The organism is Psychrobacter sp. ANT_WB68 (assembly GCF_008369115.1).
Lineage (GTDB): Bacteria > Pseudomonadota > Gammaproteobacteria > Pseudomonadales > Moraxellaceae > Psychrobacter.
In genome coordinates, this window is sequence record NZ_VOAZ01000002.1 from 637927 (window position 1) to 662429 (window position 24503).

Below are 24503 nucleotides of genomic sequence, written 5' to 3' on the forward strand. Positions count from 1 at the left end.
GGTGTGGTGCTAAGAGAGAAGGTCAGAAGACAGCGCAAGCTAATACACGAAGCTTTAGCAGTGTTTATGCTGCGATAAGCGGTTAATTGCTTGGTTTAAGCCTTCTAATCTTAACGGATAATAATAGCATTCTTTGCCAGTAACAGCCACTGATTCAGCGACTAAGAGTGGGATGAGAGATATTGATAGTGGGTTTGCTCATCCCTAAACTATGGTAATCAAAGATGCCATCATTGGTTTTTTGATTGATAACCGGCTAATCAGCTGTTTATATAAAGCGGGCAAGTTGATAGGGTTTTGGGTCGATAGCGTGCGCTTCATCAAAATAGTATGCCGCGATCATTTGTGCGCTAACAACCGCTTGCGTCAGCCCTAAATGCTGATGGCCAAAATTTAAAAACACGTGCTCAATATTATCGATAACCGGTAAGGAGTCTGAGGTCGATGGTCGAAAGCCCATCCATGGCGCATTATCAACCGAATTTAATGGCGTTTTTAACATGGGCTGCGCGTGTTGTAAGAGGATGTGTGCCCGTTGCATATTAGCAGGGGCTTCAAGTCCCGCATATTCCACTGTGCCCGCCAAGCGTAGACCTTCTTGCATCGGTGTCATCACAAAGCGCCGATCTAGACTGGTTACAGGCATCTGTAAACGTGCGTTTTCGTGCGGTAGCATTAAGTGATAACCACGTTCGGTGTCTAAAGGAACATTGACGCCTGTTAGCTGTTTGGCCAATATTTTAGAATGAGCCCCGGCCGACAACATCACCTTGGAAGCTACCATATCACCTTGGTTGGTCGTTAAATGGATGCCTTCAACGTTAGTCTTCGCTTCAAAGACACGGCAATGTTCAATAATGTGACCGCCTAATTGTCTAAATGTGATGCTAAGCTGGTTGATGACTGCTGTTAAGTTGGTGATATGGCCTGTATTTGGGAAGAATAACGCCGCTAACTGGTTATCTTGTAAGGCAGGTTCACGCTCTAATAAGCTCTCTTTCGTCAACAACTCATTAGCTACGCCGACATCATTAAGACGTCTGCCATGGGTCTTCAGAGAGTCTAAACTACTAGTCTTCTCGACTGTTAATAACGAGCCTTTCACTTTTATCCAATCGTCTAACTGCCACTGCTGGGCGAAGTCTAACCATGCTTGTAGGCAATTATCATTTAAGCTTAATAGCGCCTGATGAATACGAGCAAATGGTTCAGGGCGCATATTCATTAGTAACTGAATGGCCCAAGGCGTCAAGCGTGGCAGATAGCGCCAATCTATGCGCAGTGGACCTGTTGGATTCAATAACATAGCTGGAATATGACGGAGCATACTGGCATCGGCAATCGGGAATACATGCTCTGGCGCGATATGTCCTGCATTACCAAATGAGGCACCTTGTCCAACTTCATTTGCCTCTAGTAGAGTGACCTTTACACCTCGTGCTTGTAATGTCACTGCAGTTGCCAGACCAATAATACCGCCACCGATGATATGTAAATCGAAGTTTGGGGTGTCCATAAACGTTCTCTGTGAAAATTCTAAAAGTGCTCATGCACTGATTAAGGAGGAAGGAGTAACTGGTGTTATAACGGTCATCTAGCTAAAACCAATAACCTTAGGGCGTGCCTTCATTTTAAAAATGGGGATAAAAATGACGACACGCCCAGTTCAATGGATTAAGAAAATGAGCGCTATTTACATAACTGAGATAGACAGCTGTTAATCAAATATCGTTGAAGGGCGGCTATTTTAGCCGGCAGTTCAAATAATTTATGGGAATATCGCCCACTCAGTTTTACCAGATACATTTACTGTAAAATCAAATCAATAGCCGACCACTGCCGCATCGACAATACGTGGGTCTGAAGAACCATAGACACCATTTGGCGTCATCATAATCGACTGTGTTGAACCCATAGCTGACTGCGGACTGATCTTATGTCCCATTGATTCAAGTTTTTTAATCGTATCGACATTCAGTGCTTTTTCGATACGAATCTCATCGGGTAGCCATTGGTCATGAATCCGCGGTGCATGCGTAGCTTCAGCGATATTCATATCATGGTCGATGACGTTGGATATCAATTGCGTGACGGTTGTGATGATGCGGCTACCACCTGGGCTGCCCGTGACGATATAAGGTTTGCTGTCTTTAAATACGATTGTTGGACTCATCGAAGACAACGGACGTTTATTCGCTTCAACCGCATTTGCATCGCCGCCGATTAAACCATAGCCATTGGGTACGCCAGGCTTGGCAGAAAAATCATCCATCTCATTATTGAGCAGGATACCCGTACCTTCAGCGACAAGCCCAGTACCATAAGAGAAGTTCAGTGTATAAGTATTGGCGACCGCGTTGCCGTCTTTATCAACAATAGAGAAGTGCGTGGTTTGATCGCTCTCGTACGGTAGAGGGTTATTGGCTTTTATGGTCGACGCTGGTGTGGCTTTATTTGGATTGATTAACGCGCGCAGTTTATCGGCATAAGCTTGTGAGGTTAACCCGCTGGCAGGAACATCGATAAAATCAGAATCACCCAAATACTCAGAACGATCGGCATAAGCAAGCTGCATAGCCTCAGCCATCAAATGAATGGTTTGCGCGCTATTTTGACCATAGTCTTTTAGCGGATAACCTTCCAAAATGTTTAAAATCTGCACAATATGAATACCGCCAGAAGACGGTGGTGGCATTGAGACAATCTCATAACCACGATAATCACCTTTAACGGGCACGCGAGCGATGGCTTCATAATTTGCCAAGTCCTGCAAACTCATATTGCCACCAGCATCATTGACCGCTTTAACCAATTTACGTGCCGTTTCCCCTTTATAAAATCCATCAGCCCCTTTGGCTGCAATCAGTTTTAGCGAATGGGCAAGCTCAGGCTGTTTTAAGCGCTCACCCGGTTTATAAGCGCTGCCATCAGCTTTAAAAAATATCTTTTTGGTGCTAGGCCATTTTTGCATGCGCTCGCTTAACGCTTCTAGTGATTCAGATAGTCCAGGTGTTACCACGATACCTTTCTCTGCCAGTGCAATCGCTGGCGCCATCACTTGCCCGCGGCTCATTGTGCCGTGATCTTCTAATGCTTTGAGTAAGCCTGCAACTGTACCCGGTACACCAACGGCTAAGCCATGATATTGAGATAAGTCGCTGACGGCGTTGCCATCCTTATCAAGATACATATCGCGTGAGGCGCTACTGGGGGCTTTTTCACGATAATCGAGCGCCACGGTTTTACCTTGTTTGGCATCATAAACCATCATAAAACCACCGCCGCCGATATTGCCAGCTCGCGGCAATGTGACTGCTAGAGCAAAACCAACCGCTACAGCGGCGTCAACGGCATTACCGCCCTCTTTTAAAATCTTTAGTCCAATATCAGAAGCCATTGCTTCTTGGCTTGCGACCATACCGTTTTTTGCCCAAACAGGGTGGTGAATAGCATCTTCAGAATAGATGGCTTGATCTGTTTTGGCTTGGATTTTTTTAGGCGTGAGCGTGTTGGTTTTCGCTCGTGTAACGCGCTGCGTTTCAGACAATATGGTAGGGTTCTCTGCCATAATTGCAAGATTAATTGCATTGGTATTGATTGAAGTCGAGTTGATAGTATTTTTTGTATTGGCCATCGGCTCAGCAGCATGAGCGGATAATGAGACTAAAAACGTACTACTGATTAACAAGATAGCCGCTTTAATCTTTGCTCTAGCTTGAAGGTTGCTATGAGGAGCGTCTATTTTGTTTTTTAGTGCTGAGTTTTGCATCGCAAATTCCTTTTTACGAGTGGGTTAGAAGTAAAGTTATCTGATGATTATTCGTTATGAGACAAACTTATCGACCGTTCTTATAAAAACGGTCGCATTGCTTAAAATAATAAGATAGCATGAGAATCAAGTTATATCACTTACATATGTTTATTAGAACGATGGAGATGACTATGAAAAGGTTAATGGCTGTGAGCGTTGGCTTAGCTTTTGCATTTAGCGCTGCCCAAGTACAAGCTTCGCCGACTATTGAAGAGTTTATGTCTACTAATAATGGGCCAGGTTATTTTAATTGTGCTTATAAACTTAAAATTGCCAGCAAAAAATGCTTGGTAACAACCTCAACTATTAATTCTTCAAAGGATTCTAGATCTAAACGGATTCTTGGTGCTGATGAATATCTGCCATTATTGACTATCAAATGGCCAGATGGTGACAGTAGCCGTTATGTAGATATAGGTGGCGATGAAGTGTATGAGCTCATCAATTTAGCAGACCGTAAAAGCTATAATTATAGAACGATTAAAAACGCTCGCCAAAATATAGATTTTTCAAAAGGTTTGGTCATTATCAATGATGATGGTAAAGAACATATCCGTTTATGGTAAATGTCTTTAATGCTTATTTAATATGCAGCGCTATCTTATCGGATAGCGCTTTTTTGTTTTCTCGAATATAAGAGTAATTATAAAAATTTCATTAAAATATTTCTGTATCTTTCCTAAAATGTAACCTTTTATGTTATAAATAACAGAATAATGACTAAAGTTATCATTGTCTGTTTTTATCAAATAAAGGGATTTTTATGGGGCAGCTTACTTCTAAAAAACGCACCTTAGCGTATGACTCTCAAGCGTCAGTTGTACAATCATCGATTATCTGTAAAAATCATCCTATAAAACTGGCTATCTATGCGTTTACCGCCGCTAGCGCCACGACTATACTGATGGGCTGTCAGACAAATACAGCGTTGCCGCAGTCGAGCCAAACACCTGCCACGACTATAGATTTTAGTGTTGCAGATAGCGGTCGTAACCAAGCTCAATCTCAAGCCTTTAGCAGTCAATTAAATGCTAATGCAGAGCAGTATCAACAGCTGTTTGATCAAAGCAAAAACCCCAATATGGAAACGCAAGCCAAGACCCGTCTACTTAGTGCTATTCGTCAGCACTTAGCTGGCGAGCACGTGGCTGTCTCAAAAGCTAATTATCATTCTATTCCCTTTATTAAAGCCGGTAGTATTGATGCTGGATCCAGCAGTTTTTTTAGAACGCTGCTTGAGCTGTATCTCTCTAAAAATACAGAAATAGATGATTATAGTGAATACGAAGAAGCGGCTGATGCGATTGGAGAAGATAGTGAGATGGATAATGCTACTGGTAGCTATAATGAAGAAGATAGTGCAGTCGAAGTAGAGGAAGCAGCTGCAACTGAAGTACTATCATATGACGAGTATGGCTATGATGAATATGGTAATTCTCAAGATAGTAGCGATGATGAAAGTGCAAGCGATTATGATAATAACAGCGACAGTGACTACAATAACCGGGATTTGTCATCGAGAATCCGTAGCATGGACTTTCGCGGTTTCCTCAGTGAATACGAAAATATGCAAGCGAGCAAAGCTGCAAATGGCACTCAAGATGACAACGCCGCTCGCACTTATCCTGGAATGCTAACCCAGCTTGTTAATATGTTTATCCGTACGCCACAGCAAATTGAGGCAATAAACAATTATCACTATCAATATCTCACGGTGAATAGTGTCAGTCATTATAAACCGCAGCAAAAGCAGCTACAGAGCGTATACAGCTATGATTATGTAGCACCAACGATCAGCTCATCGATTCAATTACCCATTGCACTTGATTTTAACAAAAGTGCACTCACTGTCGATCCATCGGCATTGTTACCTATCCTGGCATTGGCCAATCCTGAGCATGCACCACTACCGACGCAAATGAGCTCACACACCATAAACTTTGGTTTACCTGAAGCTATTAGCTCGCAGATACCTTCGGCGGTGATTTATGATGCCGTCATTGCGGCGCTACAAAACAGCATGGCAGAGCTTGAACCAGAGTACTTCAGCGCGGTTGATATACGCGATGATACCTTTGCCAAGCAAGTAGGCGCCAATAGAGCCATCAAAGTTTACTTCGGCAGCAAGCAAAGTGGTGAGATGCTAGGCAAAATGATTAAAAATATCTCACGTTCGCTACAAAAGTATATCGATGAGAATCCTAATAGCTATCCTGATGACAGTATATTAAAAACTGAGATTGCTAGGCTTGAGCTCTATAACAAAGGCTATCAAAGTGCAGACGTTGGTTCGTTACTACAGCTAATCGAAGCGGTTAGCCCTATCTCTTTTAATCATATCAACTACTATTATTTAGATGATTCAGACCACCTACTGGCAAAACAGCAACGGCTTAATATTGGTAGTGACTTTTTTGGTTCACAAAATACCGTATTGAATCAAACGCTTTATGATAGTGCCAGCTTCAATAAGCATCCGTTAATGCCGCTATTGGAGCAGTCTTTTGGTGCAAAGGCGTCAGCAGCTATTGATGGCAATGCTTGGCTGGCAAAACAGCGCCAGCAAAAAGAGAGGTTAGAGATGGCACGTGATGCGCGTTATGACTATGTAGAAGCGACTGAGGCGATTGCTGATTATACCGATTATGATGTCACAGACACAGCAGATGAGGCAATCTCGTTTGATGATAGTCACTGATATATTGTCACTGATATATTTTCAGGGTCAGTCATCGTTGCACTATGTTTAGAAAAATATAACGCCTTCCAAGGATAGAAAAAATGAAAAAATTAAATGTGGCATTATCTATTATTAAAAAACCAGAAAAAATGAGCGTATTATCCTCTAAATCAATGATAACAGTAAGTACGTTAGTAGCCAGTACACTACTGATAACAGGTTGCCAATCTGTCAATCTGAGTCAATCAAAAAACTTGCCTGCAGATAATACGCCAAGCGTTGCGAAGGCCGCATTAGCAACCGCGCTACAGCAGCAGCGTCGGCAGTCTTTTGCTTATCATAGTAATGTTGAGATTGTTAATGAGCAGCAGTTTACAACCATTGATAGCACGCAACTGGTAACCTCAGAATATGTCGATAGCTATTGCGAGGATAACCATGATCAAGCTTATGCAGCTTTATTAACAAAATCAGAAGCACAAAATAAAGCTATTACGTCGATTGATTACGAGCCTCAGCGTCATGCACTCAAACAGTCTTACTTAGCATGTGTGGATGCTTATGAAGCATGGAGAGACGCTCACTATGATAGTGACGCCTATAGCGTGGATGTGGCGGCTGAGGACGTTGTAGATGCGGTAGCAGAAATGGCGCCGATAGCGTCTGAGATGGATTCCGCTAGTGACGCCAGCGTTACGACTGCCTCTGTCTCACCATATTATGAGAAGCTATTTAATGAATATGAGAGTAAGACAAGTAAACTAGATATCAAAAAATCACAATTACTAGATGCTTATCTGCTAAAGCCATTGTCTATGAATGTGCAGGGAGTTTATCAGCCGCTGGCTGGCAAGTTTACCATGCTAGGTAGTGTGCAGTATTCAGCGCGTAACCATCGCACCAGTATCAATCAGCCTATCTATGTCGATTTTAAAACTGGTAGCCTGTATTTATGGGCAGACAATTTTGCCTTGCTCACCTCGAAGCTTGCTGATGATAAATTAGGTACCAAATGGAAAAATAAATGGTTGAAAATAGCCCTTGATGACGGTACGTTACCGAAGGATTTTGGTCGTGCCGTAATAAAAAGCCACATTCAAGCAGAAGACAGTGTCTATGCAAAGGCTGATGTGAGCCAGTTTGATTTTATCGCTCCAAATATTTTGACGGCGCTGTCACCCAAATTACCTGAGCAGCAGCTAGTACCAATGCTCAATAGCGAAAAAATCATTCGCCGTGTACAAAGTAGTGCTAGTGATGAACAGGCATATAAAGACTATATGGGCACATTCTATAAACTCATCACTCAGCAATACCCTGAGCTTATAACGCAAAGTGTCTCTGATACGCAAGATGACATTTATCCTGCGGATAATAAAATCACCAGTAAATCGATAGTCAAACAAGTTTTATTAAAAATGAAAGGTTTTGCTGATGACAAAGTGCTAAAAACTCAAGAGACTACCTTACCTATATCAAGATCAAATCTGCCTGTACAAGAGTTATATGGTTTTAGTAAAGGAGGGCAACTGCAATGGCAGCATAGCCGCCATTATCTTCCGACCAAAGCCAGTAACGACGCCACTGAAAAAAATAGTCTCGTTATTGATGCGCTCACTCAATACATGTCTATCCGCGCGCAAGATAAGGCGTTTCCCAATTTAGCCAGTGACAGTCAGGTGCCAAATGCTAGCAACAGTATCGATTTAAAAGAGTATAGCATTGAGCTTGCGGAGTATTACCGCCAAGGTAATGGTACAACGATGGGCAAAATGTTATTTAGTATGCTACCGATGTATAAACAGCGCTTGGGCTCAATGGATTAAGAAAATGGGTTTTATTTTTTAAAGTAATTAAAGAGTTAGATGGTTTCTTATAAATAGAAACATTATTTAAATTAAAAAGGATAGATATGAAACAGTATTTAGTGGGTATTATCTTTGCTGTAATTACTTGTAGCTCAGCACAGGCAGGATGCATTGGAAGCTCGACATTTTCGACATGCTCTGATGCAAGTGGGAACTCGTATACGAATAGTAGAATAGGAAATACAACCTATACGTCTGGTTATAATAGCAATACGGGAAGTAATTGGAGCCAGAATACAAATAGAATTGGGGATACTTCATATACTAATGGCACTAGTGCTAATGGGAGTTCTTGGAACAAATCTTCTCGCCAGATTGGGTCTTCTACTTACCATAATGGTAGCGATAGTGATGGAAATAGCTTTAATTACTCATGCAACCAATTTGGGTGTAATTAATCCTATAAAGAAAGCATTTGAAATCAAAAAAGCGCAGCGATTAATCGCTGCGCTTTTTAATGGCTGTACTTTATCTAACTAATGTTTTCTAATTATATGCTCGATATTTTATCTTACTGCGCTTGGTTATGCATCTTACGCTGTTTTGAACCATGATGACCTTTTGCTTTTCTCTCTGATTTTAATTGCGCCATTTTTTGACGCTGTTCAGGGGTCAGTATTTGAGAGATAGCGTGTTGAGTTTGGACGCTTTCAATAAAGCGCTGCTTGGTTTTCGCTGCTTGCTGATCCGCAAGACGGTTGAGTGCTACTGTGTCTAAGGTTTTGGCATTGGTCAACGTCTGCATTTGTTGTTGCATTTGCGCACGTTCTGCTTGATATTTTGTGCGATCGTTTTTGTGACCACTATATTTTTCTTGCATAATGGCTTTGATTTGCGCCTGCTGCGTCGCTGTCAAATCTAGCTGTGACATTGGGCCTCTCATGTCGCCTTTGTGCATGCCTTCTTTCATACCAGCTTTATGCTGCTTTTGCATTTGGGTTGTTGCTGGCGTGGTATCGGTAGTGGCATTAACACTGGTACAGCCCGTAACAGTTAAGATGCTAGATATCGCGAGTACTGAGCCCATGAATAATTTTTTCATCATTATTACCTTAAATTATGGTGCAAACGTTATTTATTGTGAAAAGTGGTTTTTATCTGATAAGTAATGATGGTCAAGTGTCCCGGATAGCCACTATTAATCAGTATTCCCCATGCTGCTAGTTAGTACTGCCAATCACTACTTGTCATCAGTGTTTGTTGCTGATAGGCACTATCATACGACAGCTAGAAGTTACGAACATTTATGAAATATTAAGAAAGGTAACGTTTGTGGCGCATTGATGGGCGCTTGCCTGATAATATGCACCATACTATGGCATGTTATAAATAATAATATGAGTAAGCTGCAAGAGGGTGGAGAGGATAGATATGCCAAATATTTTATTGGGTGACGATGACGAAGAGTTGACCCAACTGTTGCAAGAATATTTGAATAATCACGATATTCGCTGTGACTGTGTTCATGATGGTGAAGCGGTCATAGAGCGGTTAAAGACTGCGATGCAGAATAGTTTGCCTTATGATTTATTGGTGCTGGACATTATGATGCCAAAGATAGATGGGCTGAGTGTCCTACGTCAGCTGCCCGCTATCAGCGATATCCCCGTCATCATGTTGACTGCAAAAGGCGAGGAGATTGATCGCATTATTGGGCTGGAGCTTGGCGCAGATGATTATATTACTAAGCCTTGCAACCCGCGTGAGCTGCTGGCACGTATTAACGCGGTGATTAAACGTACCAATGCTGCTTCATCAGAGCACACGCCCTTACCAGATAGCCGTTTGCATTTGGATCAAAATCAGCGTATTTGTCAAATAGATGGCGTCGAGTTACAAGTCACCGGTACGGAATTTGATTTGTTGGTGGCGCTACTCAAACAAAAAGGCGAGGTGGTGAGTAAAGCATGGCTCTCACAAAATGTCTTACAGCGTGAATTACAGCCGTTTGATCGCAGTCTTGATGTGCATGTGTCACGCTTGCGCAAAAAACTTCAGCCTTTTCATCATGAGTCTATCAAAGCGGTTCGTGGAAAAGGCTATCAGCTGGTGCTGTAATGACGGACTCATCGATGCATATACCTACATTTAAAATACGAATCACTCTATTTTGGCGGTTATTTCTGAGTCTGCTATTGACAGTGCTCATCACTTCTATCATCTCTGTCATGGTAGAACGCTGGCTCAATGGCAAAGAGTTAAGCACTCGGATGGATGTGCAAATTGACAGTCTTTTACTTAAGCGCCAAGAAGTGGTTGAGGCGCTACAAGCTGGCGATTTATTGGCAGTCAGGCAGCTGTATCGGCAAGACCGACGGTTGATGAGTCAAATCAGGATTTATGATGAGCAGGGCGCTATTATTTTTCCGCGCTATCGTTATAGGGAGGAGCGTCAAAAAAATGGGCAGGAAGTGGAGTATGCCTTGCCATCAAATCGTATGTCTGACAATCGTAAAGCCTACAATGATAAAAACGACAGAGTCTATGAGAAGCCTTCTATTCTTAATGAAATCCTGCATCCAACAATGCCTAATAGGGAAGTGATTTTTGACCCCAATAATCGTCCAGAACTGGCAGATTTAACAGTAAGTTTACCAGACGGCCAAACTGCCATTATACAATTGCGTCCGCATCTGCGTTTTGCTGACGTCTTGGCGCTGCAACGCGGTAATTTTACCGTACGTTTGCTACTGATTATTGTCTTTAGTATTTTGGTTTGCTTTTGGCTCAGTCGTACACTGACTCGGCGCATTGGTCGGGTACAACATGCTGTGCATCGTATGATTGATGGCAACTATGAGGCCAATCCCAATTTATCAGAATTGGGCTCTGATGAGCTAGGCTTATTGGCAAAAGATGTGGCTCTGCTATCGACGCGATTGGCAGACAGTGAGCTGGCGCGCAAACAGATGTTAAGTGATATCTCTCATGAGCTACGCTCGCCATTGGCACGTCTTGATGTTGCTACTGAGCTGACCCGTGATTTTGCGCCCAATGCCAGTCGCTATCTCGACCGTATCGATAAAGAATCCGCACGAATGAATGAGCTGATTGAGCAAATTATTCATATTCAATCGCTACAAATGCAGCAATATACCGTCGATAATTTAGAAAACGAAGCCGTGGATATGGTTGATATTATCACTGAAATTGGTAACGACGTCTGTTTTGAGTTTCAGCATAAAAATGTGCGCTGGCAATGGACGCCGCCCGATGCTTTATTATCACCATCAACTGTCGTGTCTTTGACAGTGCTTGGCAATCAAGAACAGTTGCATAGTGCCTTTGAAAATATCATTCGTAATGCTTTTATGCACACCGCTTCAGGTTCAACCGTCACTGCTGAATTGATAAAAACACAATTAGATAATAAAAGAGATGCCATTACAATTAGCATCACAGACGAGGGTGGCGGGGTAGCAGAAAAAGATTTAGAGCGCATTTTTCAGCCTTTTGTACGGCTTGATAGTGCGCGCCATCGCGAAACGGGCGGATACGGATTGGGCTTAGCAATCGTTCACGCGGTTATCCTCGCTCATAAAGGTCAAATCAGTGTTTATAATCGCCAAGACGGTATTCAAGGATTGGTGGTTGAGATTATACTGCCTGTTGAATAGATTAGCTAAAAGCCGATTCAGCTATTGTTTGATATTAAATTGTCGTAATAACCTTACGATTTTGTATCATAAAATTTGCAGTAATGGGTGAAGTATTCATGATTTGTAGTATTCAGAGTTCTTTTATATTCATTTTTTGATATATATAAGATTAACGGTATAAAATAGCCGACGAACGGTATTGATACTCTCTATATATTCATTAATAATCATATATAGAGAGTAATAATAAACATACAATATAAAACCTACCTGTTTCCTAAGTTCTAATAACAGTTACATTTCATTATAAAAACGGCGTTTATGTAAACTTTATAGGCGTTTTATTTGATTATTTTTATTCTCTCTAACACAGAACGTATTTTTCCGTCAGTTTGTCAGGGAGTAAAAGTTATGAATCGCAATTATAAAGTGATCTGGAATGCGTCATTAAACTGTTTTATGGCAGTTGCTGAATACGCAAAAGCACGCGGTAAGTCATCTAGCGGTACAGTGACCTCTAATGCGAGTCCAACAAGTTCAGTAGTAGGGGGCGCAAAATGGTTACGCTTAAGTTCATTGTGTTTGGGAATGGCAGCCGCTGGCTTTAGCTTACAAGCGATTGCTGTGGCGCCTGCTACAGGTGCTTTTTATGTCGGTGTTAACTCTACTGCAAATGGTGCCAATTATAATGGCGAAGGCGCAACAGGCTGGAACGCCATGGCCATGGGTCAAAATTCAATAGCTACAGGTACTCAAGCCATATCTATTGGTAGCAGCTCAGGCGGCCAAAAAACCACAGCGAGTGGCGAACAGTCAATTGCTATCGGTGCCAATGTAGTATCAAACGGAGCATCTTCTATTGCTATCGGTGGTGACGATTTGGAGGAAGCATCCAAAGCCAATCTTAACAGCAGTCCTGCTCTCGATATCTCAAATAGCGGCAGCGTTAATACTGCATTTAAATACTATGCCGGTCGTGACCTCGTCGAAGCAGGAAATTATATTAGAAATACCGAAGCTGGTGGTGCCGCATCTATTGCTATTGGTACAAAATCACTATCTACAGGGGCGCTTTCTACTGCTGTTGGTGTGCAATCCACTACAGAGGGTGTAGCTGCATCAGCCTTTGGTATGGCTGCATCAGCGAGTAAAGATGGCTCAGTGGCTCTTGGTGCAGGTTCAACCACACTCACTAATGCAACCTTCCAAAAAAAGCTTACCATTGGTAATAAAAACTATTATTATGCTGGTGCAACAAAAGATCCAGGAGCACAAGTCTCTGTTGGTTCTGTAGGGAAGGAGCGTCAGATCAAGCACGTCGCTGCTGGAGCAATCAATAAAGACAGTACTGATGCTGTCAATGGCAGTCAGTTGCATGCTACCAATCAGTCTATCGAAAACCTGAGCACTGGTATCACAACTAAAGGTTTAGATTTTGCAGGCAATGATGGCGTGAAGATTCATAAGGATCTTGGACATAAGCTTGAAATCGTGGGTACTTTAGCTGACTCTAAAACAGCGTCTGCAAAAAATATCCGCACTGTAGCGAAGAATGGTAAGTTAGAAATTCAGTTGGCTGATGACTTGGACGTGACATCTGTTACCACTGGTAATAGCTTGCTGAATAATGCAGGTCTTCAAGTTGGTAATAATGTTTTTATCACCAATCAAGGTCTGCAAGCTGGTAATACCCGTATCACTGATGGCGGTCTAACTTTTACAGGTAGTACTGTTGCGGTAACTGCTGGAGGTATTAACGCTGGCGGCAAAAAGATTACCAACGTTGATGATGGCGTGGTTGCAGTAGGTAGTAAAGATGCTATCAACGGCGGTCAACTACAAGAGGTTAAAAACGCTGCAGCCAATGCTAATAAAGGCTGGGACATTAGTGCTGCAGGAGGTACTGCAACCAATGTAGCCCCAGGAACGGTGGTTGACTTTAATAGTAAAGACACTAATATCACTGTGTCAAAAAACGTAACCAGTGACGAAACCTCTGTCTCTTTTGAGTTAAATAGAGACCTCAGTTTAGATAGCGCGACATTTGGTGATGTTAAGCTCTCAACGACTGGCCTTGATAACGGTGGCAAGACCATTACTAATGTAGCTGATGGTGTTATAGGAGTTAATAGTAAGGATGCGATTAATGGAGGTCAGTTAGATCAAGTGGTTGCTGCTATGGAGAACAGTACAAGTGTACTTGCTGAGCAGATGGATGCAGGTCTCAACTTCAGTGCGGATACAGGTGCAGTCATTAATAAAAAGCTTGGCGATAATGCACTTAGCTTCAAAGGTGGTAATAATATCACTACTACGGCAGAAGGTAGCAGCATCAAGTTCGACTTAAACGGGAACATTAATGTCGAAAGCGTCACAACCGGCAATACGACGGTGAATAATAGTGGTGTTACTATTAAAAATGGTCCAAGTATGACAGCCGCCGGTATCTATGCAGGTAATGCCGAAACGGCCCCTAGTATGACAGCAGCCGGCATCAATGCCGCTGGTACTAAGGTAACCAATGTTGCGGACGGCATGGCACCTAGAGACGCAGTAAACTTCGGTCAATTAGATGCAGTAAGTAGAAATTTAAATAATAATATCAATGAGCTAGGTTATAAAATTGGCGAAGTCGAGGACGACGCCAATGCGGGGATCTCAGCCGCTATGGCCATGTCTTCATTGCCACAAGCTTACATCATCGGTAAATCAATGATAGGGGGTGGTATTGCAGCGTATAATGGTGAAAGTGCCGTCGCTATTGGTTTCTCTAAATTATCTGATGATGGACGTTGGGTGATGAAATTAAACGGAACGGCGGACACCCAAGGCAATGTAGGTGCCGCAATTGGCGCAGGCTTCCACTTTGACTAGTTAGTTAATTAAGCTAAATAGTCATTGAATCATCAAGTAAAGCAAAAAAAAGCAAGGCATCGGATGCCTTGCTTTTTTTATGGATGGAGATTACTTGATAAAGTATATGGCGTTTAATTACATTGATGAAAAGTAACGGTGTGATATTAAAGGCTGTAATATTAAAACTTATAATATCAAGTGTTTAGCGCACTAGAATAACGGGCGATAGAGTGCTGGCAATAATCTCTGTCGTGGTACTGCCCAAAAATAAATGCTGGAGTTTAGAGCGTCCATAAGCGCCAACCACAATGATATCGATTTTATTTTCAAGTTGAAAGCCGAGTAAGCCATCAACCGCATCAAGCAGTGGCAGGTGATGGGCATCTACGCTAAAGCCTGCTGTGCTCAATTGCGTGGTAGCGTCGTCAAGGCTTTTTTTAGACGCCTCATTATCATGACCGACCATCACGATATGACCTTTCAGCCCTTGTAAAAGGTTGCTTTTCGCTAGCATCTGGATGGCATTCATCGCGGTTTTACTGCCATCAAACGCCACCATATAGGATTGGGGCTCTTTAAATTTCTCGGAACAAATTAACACAGGTATGTTTGAGGCACGGGCAACCGTTTCGATTTGGCTACCGATATTGATTCGGCTGTTTTTATGATCTTCACCGCGGCGGCCCATGACGATAGCACGGTTTTTTGCTTGAAAGTATTCAATCGCTGGCAGCAGCTTCCCGCGGCGTTGATAGATGCAGACGTTCACGCCTTTAAAGTTACTTTGGATATGACTTTTTGCGTCTTGTACTAATGCATTGCTGTAGCTGTTTACCACCTGCGCCCGTTGCTCATCCAGCTCGGATAACTCATCGAGTAAAGACTGGCGACTATTAATGCCAATGGCGCCAGATAAATCGCGTCTGATCGAAGCTGCTACGTCGCTAACGTGCAATAATGCTACCGATATGTCCAGCTTGCTTGCGTACCACGCGGCATAATCACATACTGAGCCAGTCACCGCTGAGCCATCGATACAAGCCAAAACGTGCTCTTCCGTTATCATAATCTGTCCTTAGTTTCATCTATCATCTGATAAGCGTCTTTTATCCTGATGTTATAGATATTTTTTAACCTAAATTGCTAATAACTTGTCTTTAGCTATTATCTTACCTCAAATGCAGTCATTTCAACATTAAAGCACTGTGCTTTAAATTTCTTTCCAAGAATATATTTTTTCAAATATAGAACAATATTTCATTAGTTAAGTCATCATGAGTAATGACTTATGACAAACAATAGAGTGCATTGAAATTATAAAACATGAGTATGACCGACTAATAATTGCGTTTTCTAAAAATTATCAAATAGGTCTGCTAGTCAAAAAGCTACTATCTATCAAAACTTCATCTATTAATTGATAGATAATAGTTATATGACTTCATATTAGTTGAAAATTATATTTATCATATTCTTTATTTAAGAAATATCTTCTCTTAATATTATTTTTTAATCGCTATAATTTGGCAACTACTTAGCTATAAAAGTAAAAAAGACAATTATGTGAACCACCAAAGAGCAGCATACAACTCAGTCTACAGTCACTGCTTAAAGCAGTCCATAGTTCTTTAAAGTTGCAGCTATCTGAATAAATATTTGAATATTTATTCAAGAAATTTTTCAAATTCTAACTAAGTATAAAGTTTTTTTGGTTATATATATTTGAAGAAAATTTAAACTAGCATTACAAAAAAATTAAAAAAGAAGATTGGCTGTCATCATTAATAGTGAACTATTGTTAATAATTATAATGATATTTAATGTGAAATATTAAAATCTAAAACAATCGGCTTGTCTTTTATTGTAAAGTTGTTAATATACTACATCGTATTTTATTGCTATTTCGGTATCAAATTTATCATTATTGTGAGAATTTGGTTTTAATAGGGAAGTTACTAGGAAAAAAGGTATGAGTGCAATTAATCACGAAGAGCGCGTCCGTCATGAAGGTTTACGTGAAAAAATCATGTCTGCGGAGCAAGCAGCGACATTTATCTCACATGACATGAATGTTGGAATGAGTGGTTTTACGGGAGCAGGTTATCCAAAAGCTATCCCAGCTGCATTAGCAGAGCGTATGAAAGCTGCTCAAGCACGCGGTGAAGAATTCAAAATCGGTTTATTAACCGGCGCGTCAACTGCCGCAGAATGTGATGGTGTATTGGCTGAAGCCAATGGTATCAAGATGCGCACGCCTTATCAGTCAGAAGCCGCCCTTCGTAAACAAATTAACGCCGGCGAAACCCATTATTTTGATATGCACTTATCGCATGTCGCTCAGCAAAGCACCTTTGGTTTCTACGGTGATATGCATGTGGCGGTGGTTGAAGTGGCCGGTATTTTACCGGACGGTCGCCTGATTCCTTCTACCTCTATCGGTACCAATAATGCATGGTTGCATAATGCTGACAAGATTATTCTTGAAGTAAACAGCCGCCAAAGCCTGTTATTAGAGGGCATGCATGATATCTTTGATGATATTGGTGTACCGCCGTATCGCAAACCGATTCCAATTACTACGCCGGGTGAGCGTGTTGGCTCGCCTTATCTAACCTGTGATTTGGATAAAGTCGTTGCCGTAGTCTTAACAGATTCACCAGACCGTAATAGCAAATTTGCTGATCCTGATGAATGCTCGAATAAAATTGCCGGTTATATTATTGACTTTTTCCATGAAGAAGTGAAAAAAGGCCGCATGCCAGCCAACTTATTGCCTATCCAATCAGGTGTAGGTAACGTTGCCAATGCGGTATTGGCAGGATTGCAAGCCAGTCCGTTTGAGAATTTAACCGGTTATACCGAAGTATTGCAAGACGGTATGTTAGATTTGATTATGTCAGGAAAAATGACCCAAGCTTCTGCGACTGCTATGTCGTTAAGTCCAGATGCGCTAGACCGTTTTAATGCCAATATCGAAGAATTGCGCAAACGCATTATCCTGCGTCCGCAAGAAATCACTAACCATCCTGAAGTCTCGCGTCGTCTCGGTGTGTTGGCTATCAATGCGATGATTGAGTGTGACCTTTATGGTAACGTCAACTCAACCCACGTCATGGGCACCAACATGATGAATGGTTTGGGCGGCTCTGGCGACTTTGCTCGTAACGCCTTTACTTCAATGTTTGTAAGTCCTTCGGTTGCCAAAGGTGGCGCTATTTCGTGCATCACGCCGATGGTGTCACACGTTGACCATACCGAACATGATGTGATGGTAATCGTCACTGAGCAAGGTTTGGCTGATTTGCGTGGTTTATCACCGCGTCAACGCGCGCAAAAAATCATTGATAACTGTGCCCATCCAGACTATCGCCCTATGCTGCAAGATTACTATGATCGCGCTGCACAGACCGCTGGTATGCAAACGCCTCATATCCTGAGTGAAGCATTGTCTTGGCATCAACGTTATGTTGAAACCGGCGATATGCGCGTCAAAAAAGGTTTGGCTTTGGCGGTTTAAACGCTTAATTAAAAGCTTAACGCCAAAATCAGCGTTATAGCTAGCTGATGACACCATTAAAAACACCGCTTGTCTATTCAGATAAGCGGTGTTTTTTTATACTTTTATAATACTTAAACAGAGATTTAAAGTTACCGTAAAAATCTCAACGCCATTCGCCAAACGCATGGTTTTTCCACAGTTTCCATTTTTACGATTACTTTTGCAGCATAGTCACGATCGATTGGTGGGGGCACTTCAGGCGCTTGGTTGATAATGGCGTCAATGATTGGTAGCTCACCATTTTTGGTATTTTGAGCCTTGCTGTCCTTTTGAACTTGTGTGGTTTCTTCTGTGGTTACACTAGACTGTTCAGTGGTAGATCTATCACAGCCGACGATCCCTGCAGTAGCAAGAGTGAGTAAACAAGCAAGTGCAAGCTTAGAGTAGGTAAGTTTCTGATGTTGAGAGATAGCTGAGTCGAAAAGGCGCATAAGGCAAGGCTGTCCAAAAATTCAAAATAAGTGGCTCATTTAACAAAGCTCAATTTTTATCGATGTTTATTACCCTAATATCAATGATGTTAAGTATCAAAAATCACTATTTAATAAAAAGATAAAACGAGAAAGTGATAAAAATAACAAGCTTAAATTGTCTTCTATAAAATTCGTATTAAATGAATGTTTAAAAATAAGCGAATTATTCCTATCATATTTCTTCATTCTTTTTATACTGGAGAGTTATATATTTGGCTGTAAAGTTGTACGATTAAGTGCGCAATAAGAGAAGATCTAAAAAGCTGTGAGAGGGTGTCAATAAAGGTATGAAAAAAAGGAATTATGAAAACCGACCAAAAGAACTATTAACAATTTCGGCAATTTTTTCTTAAGGCTCATCGGTGTTTTTATGGGTATCAACATTTTTTTGACTGTCTAGATGATGCTTGATGAGCAAACCGATGACCATAACCACCACTATTATAACGATGGCTTTAGAGTAAGGCGCTAACATGCCTGCGACAGCGTCATAGTTTTGACCTAAATAGTAACCGGATAGAGCCAATATTGCTGTCCAAATACTAGCCCCTAAAGCCGTCAATGTTAAAAAAGGCAATAGGGGCATTTTATTCATGCCAGCAGGGATTGAAATCAGCGAGCGCACGCCGGGTACCATACGTCCAAAAAATACTGCCTTCTTGCCATGTTTATCAAACCACGCATTTGCCGCAGTGATGTCAGCAGGCTGCACAAACAGATATTTACCATATTTTTTAGTAAATGCAACCAAGCGGGGCTCATCAAATACACGACCCAAGTAGTATAAAGGCAGCGCGCCCAGCACTGCCCCAAGCGTACCCGTTAATATCACTAAGATTATGCTCAGATCGCCTTTTGAAGCGGCAAAGCCAGCGGCGGGCATAATAACTTCAGAAGGGATAGGTGGAAAGATATTTTCAGCAAACATGGCAAATATAATGCCAAAGTAACCGAATTTTGCCATGATACCGAGCACCCATGCACTCATTTGGTCCATTGTAAAAACTCGCTAAAGGTTAGGATAGAAATAGAATAGATGATACGGATATTCACCAAAACTATCTGTACTAATGTAATTGAATAGTGTGTATTAAATATTACTAACAATTTATTGTGCCGTATTTTTTCAGTATAGGGCGTAATCAGTACAGGCTAAGGGTTTCGTTTGCCTTAATAAATAGTTAATAAAAACAAACAAGAAGCTCCTATTTACTGCTAAGTTTATGGCATAAGGTCATCTTAATCGTGCTTATTTTAGACTGTTCATATTGCATAATGGTTTTTTGGCACAAAAAAACCGCATTATAATGTTAAATAGCTATCAAGGAGAGTAAGATGAAAAAGTTAACAGCAAATGTAGGATTAACGAAAGCGCGACAGGTATTATGGATAGCATTGTTCGCCAGTTTCGTCGGCGTCACCGGTTGTAGTAATGAAAAAGAAGATATGGCAGTAGATTCTGATAAAGGGGCAGTCGTTGAGGAAAGTGAAGGAGGCAGTGAAGTTGTCGAAACTGGCATGACTACACAAACAACGGACACGACTACAGATGGAATGGCAGATGCAAATAACGAAGGTGAGCAAAAAGCCGACGACACCGTCACTGTCAATGAAAGCAATCCAAATCTGGAGCAAACACCAGCAGATGGTGTACAGTAAGTATTTAGATAACTTAAGCTTTTAATAGCCAGGTTTTCAATAATAGTAACTTACCAAAATACGAAGAGCTGCAAGTTATTTACAGCTCTTTGTCATTAAATGCCAGTAAAAATTACATCTGTTTATAGATAGGCATTAACAAAAATTATCGGCTGGTAAAAACAATCGTTTTAGCGCCATTAACAGTTGGTTGACTAATCGTTACCTTGCTATCTAAAATATCGCCGCGCGCATTGATTTTATAGCATTCTGATGAGGTACCATTAGGATCATTATTAAGTAGTAGATTCGCTGAAGTTTCTATACAGAACCACGCGGTATTATTACTGTCTCTTGTTAAAGACCAATCCTGGTTATAGGTGCCTATTTTTTTACGCATACTTCTATCGGCATAGACGTCTTCAGTAATCAATTTGCTAGAGGAGCCAACCGTTGCCATTTTGGGAATGGTCGTGGTCTGATTTGATAGCGAATACTTGCCTGAACTATCAGTAAAACCATGAAATACCAAGGGATTAAGCGTAAAGTAGTTAATAGCGACTGATTGATCAGTGATTTGATTGTTCACTTTGTTAATAGTATTGACTTCAGCGCCTTGTACTTGTTTATTATTAAATACCATGCTGCCTTTGGGTGTCACTTTGATATCTGCAGAGGCCGTTTGATTGCCTACGGTCGCCACTAAGCTTTGACTGCGAGCTTTGGTGTAGATATTGAGCATGGCCGCTTCAATCGGATATTGAGTGACAATGTTATTTGAATTGCCCGGCATGGTGCCACCGTTCATACCGCTCGCACAAGCGCTTAATCCTATCGATACAGCGATAATTAATCCTAATTTTTTCATGGTTTATTCCCTCGATTTATTTAAATTCAGTTTATTAATAAGTTATAGGCCTATCTACTATAATCGAATTTTTAAGCGATGGCAGCTGCTGTTTATCCTTGCGCCTGCCATCCTTACATCATTATAACAACCGATTATTTTATAGAAATTTATTGAATAAATGAGCGATAAAAACTGCTAGCCAATTAAAACATGATAAATAGGTGTTTTTGCTGCTCATACTTCTTTAGTCTGTTATCATTTCGTCCTGCAAAAACTCAGTTATTTTTTATAAGCACCAGTCGTTAGGACGTTAAAATGATCGTCAAGCAAAAGCCAAGCGCTATCAAACTGCTTTTTACCTTGCGTGGTTCTATCCTTCCAAAGGTCTATCCACAAATTTTGCTGATTAGCCTGATTAGTGCCTTCATTACCAATATTCAGCACGGATTCCCCAGCTCTTTTTCTTCTTATAGCGTCGCGCCCTTTACCTTACTTGGGATTGCGTTATCGTTGTTTTTAGGCTTTCGTAACAATGCCAGCTATCAGCGTTGGTGGGAAGCTCGGGGGTTGTGGGGTCAATTGGTCTACGATACGCGCAGCTTCACCCGTCAAGTGTTGTCTTATATAGAGGAAAACAGTGAGGAAGGACGAGACAGTCAGCGACGACTGGTTTATTTGAGCATCGCTTTTACCCATGCATTGCGTCATCGACTGCGAGACAGTTCGCCCTGGCAAGATGTGGAGCATTTTGTACAGCCCATCCATCATGCCAGCATGAGGCAAACGCAAAATCTGCCAAATTATCTGCTACGACTGTTAGGTAAAGAGCTTGGCTATTGTCGGCAGCAGCGCTTGACATCAGAGCATATGGTGCAAAACATGGATGAACGCCTGAATTCGATGACGGTGGTTTTGTCTGCCTGCGAGCGTATCCATAGCACGCCTTTGCCGTTTGCTTATACGCTATTGGTGCATCGTACGACCTACCTGTATTGTTTCATGCTACCTTTTGGTCTGGTTTCTTCTTTAGGCTGGGTGACGCCCTTAATCTGCGGGGTTATTGCTTATACCTTCTTTGGTCTGGACGCGTTAAGTGAAGAGTTGGAGGAGCCTTTTGGGTTGGCTGCCAACCAATTGCCGCTGACGGCATTATCACGTACTATCGAGATTAATTTACTTGAATCTTTGGGCGAAACTGAGCTGCCACCCAATATCACGGCTGAGAACGGTTACTTGCAATAAATAATTGATCGTGGCTGTATTGAATTGGGAAATACCTATCTTATGCAAACCTCAGTATCTGAAAAAATATTTGCAAATATTCTATTATCCTCACCTAGTTATGCGGATAATTCGATTAAAATAAGCAAAGAAGCTGCTTCATTTGCAGCCCTGCCACTCAGCATCCAAAACGCCTTGAAGCAAAATAAAAGAATTGTATTTATAGCTAATAATCCTTCTATTGGGATTGATATGCTTGAGCATTTATTACGTCCTGATGATGTTTTGGTGTTATTTAACCATTTTATCTACGCTGAATTTTTTGCCAACCATCCGTTGGCTAGCACGCTACCTAAATTGTTGTTTTTTCGGCAGATTGGCGATAGTAAACTGCATTTTGGCTTGCCACCTAGAAGTAACAACGTATCGGTGATGAAGCGCATGGCAGAAGCGGCGCCATTAGGTATTCTACTGAGTAATCAGCCTTATCAGTTTCCTTTGCCAAGTGAAGACCCAAGCCCTGATGATGACCCGATTGATGATAATAGAACAATAATTATTTCACCGATTGTACAAGAGCTATTGCAGGATGAGGCGCATCATAGCGTATTATCGGAGCGCCATCTAGTTGTGGCTGACTATCCTTATTTTACGGATATTCACTCTTCAGCCCCTTCGTCAGGATTTTTGTTGTATCGATTAGTATTAGCGGCTAGAGAGCATGTGCAGTTGATGCAGAAAGCCGCGCTGCCGCTGCAATTATTAATGATCGGTTTTAATGATAATGATAAAACTGCACATTTTTGGCAAGGGCATAATTGGGAATTTGAACGTCGCGAAATGAGTTCGCCACCGCTAGAGGTAGAAATCATACGGCAGTACTAAGTATTGATACGTTTGTTATTTAAGCATTTTCTGTTGTAATAAATGCTTTCTAAACATAAGCGGCATTGGGGTAATGAGCCAGCTCTATCTCTTTACTGCTAGGTTTGCGTAACAGCGTAATTGGAGTGGATTGCTCGTTCGCCCAATCAATCAAACCCATTTCAGAGAACTGCTCAAGCCAGCCCCCCATTGGCCAGCATTGCCATTTTTCATAAAAACGATTGGCATTGATGATAATACTTTCTAAATGATTGAGAGGCGGACGATACACAGCGTGCTGTTGATGATAAATGAGGTCGGCAGTAAGATAAAAATCAATATCTAACTGATGGGCAGTAAAAGCAAAGTCGGTATCTTCAGCCCCATAACCGGTGTATTGCGTATCAAAGCCACCTATCTGCTCAAATTGTTGCCGCTTAATCGCAAAACATAAACTCCAAAATGCTCCATAATCATCAGTTTTTTTAATAGCTGTTTGTACTGTCGCAGTAAAAATCGATTGCTTCTCGTCGAAGTTATCACGATAAGGGTTATAAACAGACAATTGATTCAGATGAGAAGTAGTCAGCGCGACGCTTTGCAACTCTAAGCTTTCCTCGTCCGACAAAGGTCGCGTCAAATAGCGCGGCTGCCCCATGAGTAAAGCCTTTGGATGCTGGGCTAATTTTACACTCAATTGCTCAATAAAGGTCGGTGCTACGATACAATCAACGTCCAAAAATATAAGCGTATCATGGGTGGCATGCGCGGCGCCACTATTGCGATTATGACCAATATCAAATTCCGTTTTGATTGATTTATCTAACGTTTGATGGTCTGCTGCATCTACTAAATCTGCGGTGGTGGGAATCTTGACAATATTTAAAGAGAACTCAGCCAGACGTTTAGGGTCAGTATCCTCATTGACAATAATAACTTCATCGGGCTTAACGCTACCATTCGCAAGACTACTCAAGAGATTATACAGGTGACGGTTACGGCCGTAACAAGTCGTAATAACCGTTACCGGTGCGTGCTCATGAACAGCATTAGGATTGGTGATGGGTTTTTCGGTCATTGCTTG

General features: G+C 41.6%; 18 protein-coding genes. 10 read left to right on the forward strand and 8 right to left on the reverse strand.

Annotated elements, in window-relative coordinates; genetic code table 11:
* Positions 1-268 precede the first annotated feature (268 nt).
* Both FQ084_RS07835 and ggt read right to left on the reverse strand, forming a co-directional pair.
* Positions 269-1516 (reverse strand): NAD(P)/FAD-dependent oxidoreductase, encoded by a 1248-nt coding sequence (locus FQ084_RS07835; RefSeq protein ID WP_149490070.1) that lies wholly within the window; start codon positions 1514-1516, stop codon positions 269-271.
* 306 nt (positions 1517-1822) lie between these two features.
* Positions 1823-3769, reverse strand: a complete 1947-nt coding sequence (gene ggt, locus FQ084_RS07840) for a gamma-glutamyltransferase (RefSeq protein ID WP_262880692.1) — start codon at positions 3767-3769, stop codon at positions 1823-1825.
* Positions 3770-3942: 173 nt separating this feature from the next.
* Between ggt and FQ084_RS07845 the strand changes: the two genes are divergently transcribed.
* The 3 genes from FQ084_RS07845 (at position 3943) to FQ084_RS07855 (ending at position 8317) form a co-directional block, all read left to right on the forward strand.
* A complete protein-coding gene (locus tag FQ084_RS07845; RefSeq protein ID WP_149490071.1) occupies positions 3943-4377 on the forward strand; it encodes a hypothetical protein in 435 nt (144 codons plus the stop codon).
* A gap of 197 nt (positions 4378-4574) precedes the next feature.
* Positions 4575-6509 (forward strand): hypothetical protein, encoded by a 1935-nt coding sequence (locus FQ084_RS07850; RefSeq protein WP_149490072.1) that lies wholly within the window; start codon positions 4575-4577, stop codon positions 6507-6509.
* Positions 6510-6592: 83 nt separating this feature from the next.
* Positions 6593-8317, forward strand: coding sequence for a hypothetical protein (locus FQ084_RS07855; protein ID WP_149490073.1), 1725 nt, complete (start codon positions 6593-6595; stop codon positions 8315-8317).
* A gap of 553 nt (positions 8318-8870) precedes the next feature.
* Here FQ084_RS07855 and FQ084_RS07865 read toward each other — a convergent pair.
* Entirely contained in the window at positions 8871-9401 is a 531-nt protein-coding gene (locus FQ084_RS07865; RefSeq protein WP_149490075.1) for a Spy/CpxP family protein refolding chaperone, read from the reverse strand.
* 329 nt (positions 9402-9730) lie between these two features.
* On the opposite strand from FQ084_RS07865, the gene FQ084_RS07870 reads away from it, so the two are divergent.
* The 3 genes from FQ084_RS07870 to FQ084_RS07880 all read left to right on the forward strand — a co-directional run bounded on the left by FQ084_RS07870 (position 9731) and on the right by FQ084_RS07880 (position 14832).
* The gene (locus FQ084_RS07870) at positions 9731-10417 is read left to right on the forward strand and encodes a response regulator transcription factor (protein WP_149490076.1); all 687 of its coding nucleotides are present in this window, start codon (positions 9731-9733) and stop codon (positions 10415-10417) included.
* Between the two features lie 14 nt (positions 10418-10431).
* Entirely contained in the window at positions 10432-11976 is a 1545-nt protein-coding gene (locus FQ084_RS07875; protein WP_262880693.1) for a sensor histidine kinase, read from the forward strand.
* 393 nt (positions 11977-12369) lie between these two features.
* A complete protein-coding gene (locus tag FQ084_RS07880) occupies positions 12370-14832 on the forward strand; it encodes a YadA-like family protein (RefSeq protein ID WP_149490078.1) in 2463 nt (820 codons plus the stop codon).
* A gap of 184 nt (positions 14833-15016) precedes the next feature.
* Here FQ084_RS07880 and FQ084_RS07885 read toward each other — a convergent pair whose 3' ends face one another.
* Complete coding sequence (locus FQ084_RS07885; RefSeq protein ID WP_149490079.1) at positions 15017-15880, reverse strand: universal stress protein; 864 nt, start codon at positions 15878-15880, stop codon at positions 15017-15019.
* 903 nt (positions 15881-16783) lie between these two features.
* Here FQ084_RS07885 and FQ084_RS07890 point away from each other — a divergent pair.
* On the forward strand, positions 16784-18331 hold the full coding sequence (locus FQ084_RS07890) for an acetyl-CoA hydrolase/transferase family protein (protein ID WP_149490080.1): 1548 nt from the start codon (positions 16784-16786) through the stop codon (positions 18329-18331).
* 131 nt (positions 18332-18462) lie between these two features.
* Here FQ084_RS07890 and FQ084_RS13315 read toward each other — a convergent pair whose 3' ends face one another.
* Positions 18463-18804 carry a hypothetical protein gene (locus tag FQ084_RS13315; protein ID WP_223144869.1) on the reverse strand — a complete coding sequence of 114 codons (342 nt, stop codon included), beginning with the start codon at positions 18802-18804 and terminating at the stop codon, positions 18463-18465.
* A gap of 391 nt (positions 18805-19195) precedes the next feature.
* Positions 19196-19843 carry a DedA family protein gene (locus FQ084_RS07900; protein ID WP_149490081.1) on the reverse strand — a complete coding sequence of 216 codons (648 nt, stop codon included), beginning with the start codon at positions 19841-19843 and terminating at the stop codon, positions 19196-19198.
* Between the two features lie 338 nt (positions 19844-20181).
* Here FQ084_RS07900 and FQ084_RS07905 point away from each other — a divergent pair, with 338 nt between their 5' ends.
* The gene (locus FQ084_RS07905) at positions 20182-20505 is read left to right on the forward strand and encodes a hypothetical protein (protein ID WP_149490082.1); all 324 of its coding nucleotides are present in this window, start codon (positions 20182-20184) and stop codon (positions 20503-20505) included.
* A gap of 145 nt (positions 20506-20650) precedes the next feature.
* On the opposite strand, the gene FQ084_RS07910 is transcribed toward FQ084_RS07905, so the two are convergent.
* On the reverse strand, positions 20651-21352 hold the full coding sequence (locus tag FQ084_RS07910) for a hypothetical protein (protein WP_149490083.1): 702 nt from the start codon (positions 21350-21352) through the stop codon (positions 20651-20653).
* 297 nt (positions 21353-21649) lie between these two features.
* Between FQ084_RS07910 and FQ084_RS07915 the strand changes: the two genes are divergently transcribed.
* Together FQ084_RS07915 and FQ084_RS07920 are read left to right on the forward strand one after the other, a co-directional pair.
* Entirely contained in the window at positions 21650-22576 is a 927-nt protein-coding gene (locus FQ084_RS07915; protein WP_149490084.1) for a bestrophin family protein, read from the forward strand.
* 42 nt (positions 22577-22618) lie between these two features.
* The gene (locus FQ084_RS07920) at positions 22619-23440 is read left to right on the forward strand and encodes a hypothetical protein (RefSeq protein WP_149490085.1); all 822 of its coding nucleotides are present in this window, start codon (positions 22619-22621) and stop codon (positions 23438-23440) included.
* Positions 23441-23489: 49 nt separating this feature from the next.
* On the opposite strand, the gene FQ084_RS07925 is transcribed toward FQ084_RS07920, so the two are convergent.
* A complete protein-coding gene (locus FQ084_RS07925) occupies positions 23490-24497 on the reverse strand; it encodes a glycosyltransferase family 2 protein (protein ID WP_149490086.1) in 1008 nt (335 codons plus the stop codon).
* Positions 24498-24503 lie beyond the last annotated feature (6 nt).

Excerpts from the sequence above, each read along its gene's own strand:
- FQ084_RS07910 (WP_149490083.1), bottom strand. The coding sequence starts at position 21,352 with ATGAAAAAATTAGGATTAATTATCGCTGTATCGATAGGATTAAGCGCT.
- FQ084_RS07855 (WP_149490073.1), top strand. The coding sequence starts at position 6,593 with ATGAAAAAATTAAATGTGGCATTATCTATTATTAAAAAACCAGAAAAA.
- FQ084_RS07850 (WP_149490072.1), top strand. The coding sequence starts at position 4,575 with ATGGGGCAGCTTACTTCTAAAAAACGCACCTTAGCGTATGACTCTCAA.
- FQ084_RS07920 (WP_149490085.1), top strand. The coding sequence starts at position 22,619 with ATGCAAACCTCAGTATCTGAAAAAATATTTGCAAATATTCTATTATCC.
- FQ084_RS13315 (WP_223144869.1), bottom strand. The coding sequence starts at position 18,804 with ATGCGCCTTTTCGACTCAGCTATCTCTCAACATCAGAAACTTACCTAC.
- ggt (WP_262880692.1), bottom strand. The coding sequence starts at position 3,769 with ATGCAAAACTCAGCACTAAAAAACAAAATAGACGCTCCTCATAGCAAC.
- FQ084_RS07925 (WP_149490086.1), bottom strand. The coding sequence starts at position 24,497 with ATGACCGAAAAACCCATCACCAATCCTAATGCTGTTCATGAGCACGCA.
- FQ084_RS07865 (WP_149490075.1), bottom strand. The coding sequence starts at position 9,401 with ATGAAAAAATTATTCATGGGCTCAGTACTCGCGATATCTAGCATCTTA.
- FQ084_RS07835 (WP_149490070.1), bottom strand. The coding sequence starts at position 1,516 with ATGGACACCCCAAACTTCGATTTACATATCATCGGTGGCGGTATTATT.
- FQ084_RS07845 (WP_149490071.1), top strand. The coding sequence starts at position 3,943 with ATGAAAAGGTTAATGGCTGTGAGCGTTGGCTTAGCTTTTGCATTTAGC.
- FQ084_RS07885 (WP_149490079.1), bottom strand. The coding sequence starts at position 15,880 with ATGATAACGGAAGAGCACGTTTTGGCTTGTATCGATGGCTCAGCGGTG.
- FQ084_RS07880 (WP_149490078.1), top strand. The coding sequence starts at position 12,370 with ATGAATCGCAATTATAAAGTGATCTGGAATGCGTCATTAAACTGTTTT.
- FQ084_RS07890 (WP_149490080.1), top strand. The coding sequence starts at position 16,784 with ATGAGTGCAATTAATCACGAAGAGCGCGTCCGTCATGAAGGTTTACGT.
- FQ084_RS07905 (WP_149490082.1), top strand. The coding sequence starts at position 20,182 with ATGAAAAAGTTAACAGCAAATGTAGGATTAACGAAAGCGCGACAGGTA.
- FQ084_RS07900 (WP_149490081.1), bottom strand. The coding sequence starts at position 19,843 with ATGGACCAAATGAGTGCATGGGTGCTCGGTATCATGGCAAAATTCGGT.
- FQ084_RS07875 (WP_262880693.1), top strand. The coding sequence starts at position 10,432 with ATGCATATACCTACATTTAAAATACGAATCACTCTATTTTGGCGGTTA.
- FQ084_RS07870 (WP_149490076.1), top strand. The coding sequence starts at position 9,731 with ATGCCAAATATTTTATTGGGTGACGATGACGAAGAGTTGACCCAACTG.
- FQ084_RS07915 (WP_149490084.1), top strand. The coding sequence starts at position 21,650 with ATGATCGTCAAGCAAAAGCCAAGCGCTATCAAACTGCTTTTTACCTTG.